The sequence below is a fragment of the uncultured Chryseobacterium sp. genome (assembly GCF_913776365.1).
In the GTDB taxonomy this organism is placed as follows: Bacteria; Bacteroidota; Bacteroidia; order Flavobacteriales; family Weeksellaceae; genus Chryseobacterium.
This window is the reverse complement of record NZ_CAJYMO010000054.1, coordinates 1-9,528: the sequence shown is the minus strand read 5'-3', so window position 1 is coordinate 9,528 and position 9,528 is coordinate 1. Positions and strand designations below refer to the sequence as shown.

The following is a 9,528-nucleotide window of genomic DNA, read 5'->3' as shown; positions in this document are numbered from 1 at the left end:
AAATTGTGGCAGCTGTCAAGATCCAGGGCGGTAAGCTTCTCGGCACCAAGCCTGGTACAGACCATCAGGAACTGTTCCGGAGGGATTACGCCTTGGGGAACGGTGATTACTGCGGAAGAATCGGTAACGTCAAGCGACGTGAACGGCGACGGCCTGAGGGACTACGGATGGCTGGTTGAAATTGATCCGGCAACAGCCCAGGTCATCTCCCAGAATGCAGACGGGTCCAAAGGGAAGCTCTGGCAGATGGGCATCATGAACCATGAGAATGTGGTGATCAACAATGCCGGAACCGTAGCCTATTACGGGGAAGACGGCGGAACGCACATGGTATACAAATTTGTGATGGATACCCCGAATAACCTTTCCTCAGGAAACCTCTATGTACTGAAACTCGACCAGGGACTCAGCAACGGTGACCCGGTGGCCACTACCGCCACCTGGATCCAGGTGCCGAACAAAACCAAGGCCGACCAGAACAGCACCACTTCGCTGGCACAGTCCCTCGGCGGTACTTCTTTCAACGGGATCGAGGATGTGGACATCAGCCCGCTGGACGGCAAAATCTATTTTACGGCCAAAGGGCTTAACAAAGTCTACCGTCTCCAGGACAACGGGACGACGGCGTCGCAGGTAGAGACCTTCGTGGGCGGACTTTCCACCAACTATACCTTTGATACCGCGCAGGGCACCAAAACGGAGGCGTGGGGCGACGGGAATGACAACCTTACGTTCGATGAGCTCGGAAACCTGTGGGTGCTTCAGGACGGCGGCAAAAACTACATCTGGGTGATTGCCCCGGACCATACCCAGGCCAGTCCTAAAGTGAAACTCTTCGCTTCCATGCCGGCGGGATCCGAGCCTACGGGGCTTACCTTTACGCCGGACCATAAGTTCGGGTTCTTCTCTGTTCAGCATCCGGATTCCACCATTTCCACCGATGTGGATGCAACCGGGAATACCATCGATTACCGCGGGAAATCCGCAACGGTGGTGGTAGCCCTTAAAAACAACCTCGGCACCGCCGGAACGTTAGGCTCCATAGAAACCGCTCCGGAAGCGACCGTAACCGTAGCACCGAACCCGACTTCGGGAATCGTGAAGATCAATGCGCCGAAAGGACTGAAAAACCTGGCCGTAACCGCGTACAGCATCGACGGGAAAATAGTATTCACCCAAAAATATCAGGGAACCACCAAATCGGCAGATCTGGATTTCACCAGCCAGCTGAATGCTTCCAGGGTACTCATCCTGAATATCGAAGCGGAAGGAGGTTTCCAGCAGACCGTAAAGCTCCTGAAAAAATAAATTGTACCCTCATCTATGCTGCCGGAAGCTTCCGTTTCCGGCAGCTTTTTCCGTTTATGAAAAAATTCTTACCCGCCATGGCGCTGCTCTCCGTACTGCAGCTGCAGGCCCAGATTGATCCGGTAAAGTACCCGACCTATACCGGTATCACCGAAGCGCTGAAAAGCAAAGATCCGGTGTACAGCATCAGCTTCCGGGGAAAAGGCATGTTCAACCTTCCCCGTGAGATCACGCAGCTGAAATCGGTGTTCTTCCTGAACCTGATGGAAAATAAATTTGAAAAAATTGACGAAGCGGTCTTCGGCCTGAAGGAACTGACGATCCTTAACCTCACCGGCAACAGCATCAAGTACATCCCGGATGCCGTCGCCACACTTCAGAAACTCGAAAACCTGTCCCTGAACCTGAACAGCCTGACCGGCGTCAATCCGGCCGTAGCGAAGCTCCAGAAGCTGAAAGTCATCCGCCTGGATGCCAATAACCTCTATGTCTTTCCGGAGGCCCTGCTGCAGATTCCGGCCCTGGAGGAGATCAATCTTGAAGGCAATCAGATCAGTTTTATCGGAGAGCGGCTGGACCGCATCACCGGCCTGAGGTCACTCAACCTTGCCTCCAACCAGATCAACGATATGGGAAACCTCCGGTTCCCGGAGCGGCTGAAGGATCTTGAGCTGCAGCACAATGCCATTCCGGAACTTCCTGCGAATCTCTATCGCCTGGAGCACCTGGAACTCCTGAATGTCAGCAACAATGCCCTGCAGGCCCTGTCGCCGGCGGTAAAAGGGCTGAAAAATATGGTCAGCCTCAATCTTGCCCACAACCGGCTGAAGGACCTGCCGGAAGAAATCAGCCGGCTGAAGAACCTGAAAACCCTGCTGCTGACCGGCAACCCGATGGAAAAATCCACCGTTGAAAAAATCAGGAAAATGCTGCCGGGCGCTACGGTCTACTTCTGAATCATGGTCTGGCATGGTCCGGTTTTATCCGCCCACCCTTTTGGTCTTATAGCCCATGTCTTTGAGAAGGCTCATGATCTTGTCCCGGTTATCGCCCTGGATGATGATCGTCCCGTCTTTCTCGGAACCGCCGATTCCCAGTGTGGTCTTTATTTTTTTGGAAATCTTTTTCAGGTCTTCTTCGCTGCCTTCCCAGCCTTCCACCACCGTTACGGGCTTGCCGTTGCGGCCTTTCTTCTCAAACTTGCATACCAGCGGCTCTTTTTGCTTAAATTCTTCCTGTGGCATCTCGAAATCCTGTTCTTCATGTTCAGGAAAAAGGTTTTTCAGTTGGTCTCGTAAATCCATACCGCAAAAATAACAAATAATCCGGATTCCGCGGCCATTATTACATGAGTGCTACACACATACTGCTCCGCCGGAGCAGCTGAAATTAGGTTCTGATATTTGCAGTTTCCGTTCATTTTATGCTGATAAAAACTATTCCGGAGGAATAGTATCTGTGTAGCGTAAGCGGTATACACGATTATCAGCATGCCGTAGGTATGCCACCTCAACATCTGTCGTAAGAAAAGATAGGACTCCTATGGAGTCCGGTTTCCGTTGGATTGTCGCTTCTACACAGATACTGCTCCGCCGGAGCAGATGAAATAGATTCGGAAAGATCATCGTTTTCTCTTGATTTAGACCAACAAAAAATAATATTCCGTAGAAAGATGATCTGTGCAATAATAATGGGCATCCATTTTCAATGCGGATCGAAAAACTATTCCGGAGGAATAGAATCTGTGTAGCATAACCGGGATACACGAGTATCAGCATGCCGTAGGTATGCTATCTCAACATCTGCCATAAGAAAAGATAGGACTTCAATGGAATCCGGTTTCCGTTGGATCGCTTCTACACAGATACTGCTCCGCCGGAGCAGATGAAATAGATTCGGAAAGATCATCGTTTTCTCTTGATTTAGACCGACAAAAAATAATATTCCGTAGAAAGATGATCTGTACAATAATAATGGGCATCCATTTTCAATGCGGATCGAAAAACTATTCCGGAGGAATAATATCTGTGTAGAATAGCAAGTTTACAGAATCATCAGCATGCCGTAGGTATGCTATCTCATCCGCCGCATCTGTAAATTAAACGATTTGCATATGTTGCAATTCACCAAAAAAATACCGGACACAAACTGCATCCGGCATACAAAAAATAAAAAAATAAAGGCAATCGGTAATTAATCAGCATACTTCTTCCGGTAGGCAAAATAAAACACCAGCGGCAGAATCGTAAACGAAAGGATCATGCAGATAATCAGTCCGCCGACAATCATAATGGCTAAAGGTTTCTGGATTTCAGAGCCCATGCCGTTGGAGATGGCGGCGGGGAACAGTCCCATCGAGCCCATCAGGGCGATCATCACCACCGGCCGGATCCTGCTTTTAACGCCTTCCGAAATCGCTTTTCTTAACGGCATTTTCTGCTGCAGGTTTTCCTTCATCACGCCGATCAGGACGATGCCGTCAATGGTGGCTACCCCGAAGAGAATGATAAAGCCGATCCCCGCAGAGATTCCGAAAATGGTCCCGGTAAACCACAGGGATAAAAACCCGCCGATGAAGGCAAACGCCAGGGTAACCGATGAGATCAGCGTATCTTTCATATTCCCGAAGTTGAAGTAAAGCAGCATCAGGATCAGGATCAGCGATATCGGAACCACCATCATCAGCTGTTTTGCAGCCCTTTCTTTACTCTCGAATTCGCCGGCCCAGGTCATCTTGTGCTTTTTGGGGATATGCACGTCTTTGGCCACTTTCGCTTTGGCATCTTCAATCGTGCTTCCCAGGTCGCGGCCTTCAATATTGAACCCGACCCCAATATACCGGCTGCTGCCTTCACGGTAGATGAAAGACGGGCCTGTATGGTAATCGATGGTGGCGATTTCCTTCAGCGGAACTTTTTTACTGTCTTTCGTCGGGATCAGGATGTTGCCTATTTTCTCCGGATTGTCACGGTATTGTTTTTCGAAACGGAGGGTGACATCAAACATCCGTTCTTCCTCATAGAATTTGGTGGCAGCCTGGCCGCCGATGGTCATTTCGATCACCGCCTGGGCATCCGCCGTGGAAATCCCGTATTTGGCCATTTTGGAGTCGTGCAGTTGGATCCTCAGCTCCGGCAGCCCGATGTTTTTGAAGACATTCACGTCCGAAATGCCCGGTACCGTTTTTATGGAACTGGCTACTTTGTTGGCATAATCTTCCAGTTCGAAAAGGTCGTTTCCGAAAATCTTGATCACCAGCGGTGCTTTTACACCGGCGACATATTCCTCCACATTGTCCTGGATGGGCTGGCTGAACCCGAAATTGATGCCGGGATATTTCTCCAGGGAAACCCGCATTTTTTCCAGCAGATCTTCTTTGGAACCTTTATTTTTCCATTCGTCCACCGGTTTCAGCTGGATGTTGAATTCGATATTGAAAAATCCGGTAGGGTCGGTTCCGTCGTTGGGACGGCCGGTCTGGGTCATCACGAATTTCACCTCATCATACTTTTCCAGGGTCTTTTTCATTTCTTTGGTCAGCCTTACCGATTCATCGAGGTTGACGCTGTTCGGAAGGGTTGCCCGTACATAGATGGCACCTTCGTTCAGCTTGGGCAGGAATTCCGAACCGTAGTTGGAAAATTTAAGTCCGCAGATCACCAGCAAAGCACCGAATCCGATCATGAACGCTTTTTTGTGACGGTCTGCCCAAGTATACAGCCGGTAGACATTCACCCTGAAAAACCGGGAAATAATATTTTCTTTCTCTTCGATATTTTTGGTCAGCAAGAGCTTGCACATGGCCGGAACGTAGGTCAGGCTCAGGATCAGGGAGCCCAGCAGGGCATAGCCTAAGGTAAAGGCCAGCGGCGAAAACATTTTTCCTTCCACCTTTTGGAAAGAGAAGATCGGCATCAGCGCAACAATCAGGATCAGCAGGGCAAAGAAGATGTAGCTCGCCACGCTTCCCGCGCTCTTTTTGATGATCCCCAGTTTCGACATTTTATTGAACCGCTCAAGGCCCACTTTTTTGGCTTTATGTTCCAGGGCAACAAAGACATGCTCGACAATCACCAACGTTCCTTCCAGCAAAAGACCGAAATCCAGCGCGCCCATGGAGATGAGGTTGGCCGGGAGTCCCTGTATTTTCAGCATGATGAAGGCGAAAAGGAAAGCCAGCGGAATCACCGACGCCACAATAAACGTCGTCCTCCAATTGTACAGGAAAATGAAAACGATGATGGACACCAGGATGATGCCCTCGATCAGGTTTTTGGTCACGGTATGCACAGTCGTGTTCACCAGTTCCGTGCGGTCGATGATCGGGACGATTTGTACGTCGCCGGGAAGCTCCCCGCCGTTGAGTCCGGCAATCCGGTCTTTCAGCCGGGCGATCACATCACTCGGATTTTCACCGCGGAGCATGATCACGATGCCTTCCACTACGTCATCCTCTTTGTTGTAGCCCACCTGTCCCAATCTCGGCTTGGCCGAAACTTTCACCTCCGCAATATGCTTTACCAGGATTGGGGTGGAACCTTTGACTTCGATCTGTATGTTTTCGATGTCAGCTTTGCTTTCCAGAAGGCCGATCCCGCGGACCACATAGGCCTGGTCGCCTTTGGAAACCACATCGCCTCCGACATTTACATTGCTTCTCGATACCGCTTCATAGACGTCAAGAGGGGAGAGGTCGTAATTCTGGAGTTCTGTAGGGTTGATCCTGATCTCATAGATTTTTTCCTCACCGCCGAAGCTCACGATATCCGCCACGCCGGGAACCGCCAGCAGCTCCCTTTCGATCACCCAGTCCTGGATGGAAGTCACTTCTTTGATCGGCAGCTTGCTTTTGATGATGTACCGGTAAATTTCCCCGGTGGCCCCGGACGGCGGCTCGATACTGAAATCGGCACCGTTGGGCAGGTCTACATTGCCGAGCCGGTTGGAGGCATATTGCTGGGCATAAAAATCATCGACATGGTCGTCGAAGGTCACCGTCACCACAGACAGCCCGAATAAAGAAATGGAACGCACCGAAGCCTTGCTTGGGATGGTGTTCATCTCTTTGGAGATGGGCAGGGTAACAAATTTCTCGATTTCCTCGGCACTTCTTCCGGGCCATTGGGTAATCACCCGGACCCGGGTATTGGTAACATCCGGAAAGGCCTCGATGGGCGTATGGAGGTAAGAATAAATGCCTCCGGCCAGCAGCAGAAAAGTTCCCAGAAGGACAATCAGGGAATTTTTAAGGGAGAAGGAGACAATATTCTGAACGAATTTTCGCATTATGGGGTAGAATTAAGTACTTGAAATAATTTAACAATGGGTTTTTGAATTTTAAAATTCTGGCTTTAAAGCCAATAGCAAGAAGCGAATGGCTAGCCGCTATTTAACGGTTTGGTTTTTCAGGTTTTCATAAATGATCAGGCCGTTGGTTGCCACGACGCGTTCGCCTGCTTTCAGTGAACCTTCTACATAGGTGGTGCTGTTGTTGGAAACAATTTCGGTAACGTGCCTTACTTCCAGGTCGCAATCCTGCTTGTAGACCAGCACATAGCTCTGGTTATTGTCGAAGATCAGTGCCTTGGTCGGAACGGCGAGGGCGCTTGCATTCTGGGAATTGATTGGCAGTACGATGTCTGCGGACATTCCCGGGCGGAGCTTCATATTGTTGTTATCCATCACGATCTTCGCTTTTAGTACCCTTTCATTTTCGTTAAAAACCTGGGACACCGCATCGATTTTTCCGGTAAAGCTTTCGTCGGGATAGGCGAGTGTTTTGATCACCGCCGGTTGGTTGACGTAGATGTGGCGCATGTTGGTGGCATAGACATTGGCCATCACCCAGACCTTATCCAGGTTGGATATGGTGAACAGCTTGTCGCCGCCCGCCGAAACCGGCATTCCGTTGGAAATGTTTTTTTCGATCACATATCCGTCTGCGGGTGACTTGATGAGGAAATCGCTTTTCCCGGCCGAATACAGCTTCATGTTCTTCTGCGTCTTGGAAATATTAGATCTCAGGATCTGTACCTCCGAGCGTACTTCTTCCAGGTCTTTCTGGGATGCGATATCGTCTTTGAACATGGCTTCTACCGAGGCGAGCTTTCTTTTGGCTACGGCGAGCTGGGCTTCCAGAGTCTGGGTGTCACCCTGCATTTCGTTCAGGGAAACACTTTTCACGCTGGCCAATACCTGGCCTTTGGAAACATGGTCGCCAAGGGAAAAATAGGTCTGGGTCACCACGCCGTCCACCAGGCTCACGAACGGAACGGTCTTGTCGGAATTGCTTTCCACTTCGCCGGTAAGCGTGATGCTCTCTTCGATGGGCTGCAGGGCAACGGTTGCGAGTTTCAGATTGGATTTAAGCTCGGGGCTGATGCAGTAAGCTGCCGGTTCTTTCTTTTCTACAGGATCTTTCTTTGAGCAGCCCGAAAGTGCGAGCAGAAGAGGAAAGCCGTAAGCGGCTATATATTTTTTTGTTTTCATTTTCTTAAAGGTCTTTTCCTACCACGTACTGCAGGTTTTCAAAATATTCGTTCAGTTCCTTTTTCGTTTCAAGGATGATGGTTTTATTGTCGATGAAAGTTTCCAGGAAATCCATGTATTCCAGCATGCTGATGTTCCTCAGCCTGAAATTTTTCTCATGGCTGATCAGCAGGGAATCCAGCGTACTTTCATAGTCGTCGTCCAGTTCGGCGGAGATCTTTTTGGTCCTCAGGTAATTCTGATAAACGGAACTGATTTCATTCTGTGACTTCACTACATTTTTCCTTGTTTCATAGCCTGTTTTATCGACTTCGATCCGGGCATCCTGGATATTGCCTTTGTTCCGGTCGAAGACGGGCAGGTCCAGGGAAACGCCGACACCGATGAAATCTTTCATAATATTCCCGCCGCGGTCATAGCCTACGGAGAAAGTAAGGTCCGGGGTTTTCAGGGCATTCTGCAGTTCCAGGTTTTTCAGGGCGTGCTTCTCCTGGTTTCTGGCGAGCAGGATGTCGGGCCGGTTTTCGGCGGATTCGGTGATCCATTGTTGAAGATCAAGCTCGGAAAAATCTCCCGGAGTCTGTTTCAAAGGGTCGTTAATGAGGATGTAACGGTCTGCCGGCAGCATCAGCAGGGCTTTCAGTTCCGTCTGCTGTTCTTCCGCTTCCTGTTGCAGGGAAACCTGCTTTTTCCGGAATTCCACTTCCTGCGCTTTCAGCCGGATGTATTCGGCTTTGCTGATATTCCCGGAGGTCAGCTGGTTTTTATAGGAGGCCGTCAGTTTCGTAATGGAAGAGATCTGGCTGCCGTACAGGCGTTGCAGTTCCTGGTTGTAAGCCAGTTTCGTCATCGTATTGCGGAGCAGCTTTTTCAGTTCCCGCAGCACTTCCTGCCATTCGTATTTCTCGCCGTCCACTTCAATTTTCTGCAGCTCGATATTTTTCCTCCGCTTGCCGGCGGTTTTAATCACCTGTTCCACCTGCACCGAAACCTGGGAGCTCTTCCCCCAGTTGCCGATCAGTGCCGGCTGCGCTTCGATGTCATACGTCCGCCAGAGGTTCACCTCATCCACGGTCAGGGTCGGGTTCGGCCAGTATTTCGCCTGCAGCACCTGCGCTTCCGCCTGGGAGATTTCCAGTTTTTGGACGATAAGGTCAATATTTCGTTCAAGGAATCTGGCCTCCGCTTCGGATCTGCTGATTGTAATGGTATCGCTCACCTGCGCGGAAGCACAGGCGAAAAGCGGAATGCAGAGTATCGTAAAAATAATTTTCTTCAAAGCCTTCTATTTAGACTGCAAAGTTATTTCCGGCAGATTAGAGGGAATGTCAAGCCGGGTTAAGATCCGGTTAATCCAACATTAGAGTTTGATTAGAAGGTGGTTGGATAGGCTGGAAGAGGGATGCCGGAAGCCGGAAGTTTTTTGCGGTTAACAGTACGATTAATCGTCTTTTTGTCGACATGAATTTAATAGTAAGATCCATAAGTTATGATTTGATCATCAATAGCGTCGGGCTTTAGCCCGATGGATGGAATGGCTGTCATTAAAAACCGGCTTCATCCGAAATTCAAGATAGGTTTCGGCTGAAGCCGATCGTCATGCGTTATAAATTAAATGGGCTAAAAGCCCATTTCTATTGATATTTAAACCGTTGATTATCAAAGGTCCGCAAATTCCCTATCCTTGGAGGGGTGGCGAAAATTCAAGGAATTTTTGACGGGGTGGTTTTA

General features: G+C 49.6%; 6 protein-coding genes. 2 read left to right on the top strand and 4 right to left on the bottom strand.

Annotated features, from left to right (window positions below; translation table 11 throughout):
* The coding region (locus QZ735_RS02945) for an alkaline phosphatase PhoX (protein ID WP_294243982.1) at nucleotides 1–1,308 on the top strand (1,308 nt) is incomplete at its 5' end.
* 56 nt (nucleotides 1,309–1,364) lie between these two features.
* Entirely contained in the window at nucleotides 1,365–2,264 is a 900-nt protein-coding gene (locus tag QZ735_RS02940) for a leucine-rich repeat domain-containing protein (RefSeq protein ID WP_294243980.1), read from the top strand.
* A 24-nt stretch (nucleotides 2,265–2,288) separates the two neighbouring features.
* On the opposite strand, the gene QZ735_RS02935 is transcribed toward QZ735_RS02940, so the two are convergent.
* The 4 genes from QZ735_RS02935 to QZ735_RS02920 all read right to left on the bottom strand — a co-directional run bounded on the left by QZ735_RS02935 (nucleotide 2,289) and on the right by QZ735_RS02920 (nucleotide 9,076).
* The gene (locus QZ735_RS02935) at nucleotides 2,289–2,612 is read right to left on the bottom strand and encodes a translation initiation factor (protein ID WP_294243978.1); all 324 of its coding nucleotides are present in this window, start codon (nucleotides 2,610–2,612) and stop codon (nucleotides 2,289–2,291) included.
* A gap of 889 nt (nucleotides 2,613–3,501) precedes the next feature.
* Nucleotides 3,502–6,594, bottom strand: coding sequence for a CusA/CzcA family heavy metal efflux RND transporter (locus QZ735_RS02930; RefSeq protein ID WP_294243976.1), 3,093 nt, complete (start codon nucleotides 6,592–6,594; stop codon nucleotides 3,502–3,504).
* A 99-nt stretch (nucleotides 6,595–6,693) separates the two neighbouring features.
* A complete protein-coding gene (locus QZ735_RS02925; RefSeq protein ID WP_294243975.1) occupies nucleotides 6,694–7,797 on the bottom strand; it encodes an efflux RND transporter periplasmic adaptor subunit in 1,104 nt (367 codons plus the stop codon).
* 4 nt (nucleotides 7,798–7,801) lie between these two features.
* Nucleotides 7,802–9,076, bottom strand: coding sequence for a TolC family protein (locus tag QZ735_RS02920; RefSeq protein ID WP_294243974.1), 1,275 nt, complete (start codon nucleotides 9,074–9,076; stop codon nucleotides 7,802–7,804).
* Nucleotides 9,077–9,528: the final 452 nt, after the last annotated feature.

Coding starts and splice junctions, on each gene's coding strand:
- QZ735_RS02940 (WP_294243980.1), top strand. CDS start 1,365: ATGAAAAAATTCTTACCCGCCATGGCGCTGCTCTCCGTACTGCAGCTG.
- QZ735_RS02935 (WP_294243978.1), bottom strand. CDS start 2,612: ATGGATTTACGAGACCAACTGAAAAACCTTTTTCCTGAACATGAAGAA.
- QZ735_RS02930 (WP_294243976.1), bottom strand. CDS start 6,594: ATGCGAAAATTCGTTCAGAATATTGTCTCCTTCTCCCTTAAAAATTCC.
- QZ735_RS02925 (WP_294243975.1), bottom strand. CDS start 7,797: ATGAAAACAAAAAAATATATAGCCGCTTACGGCTTTCCTCTTCTGCTC.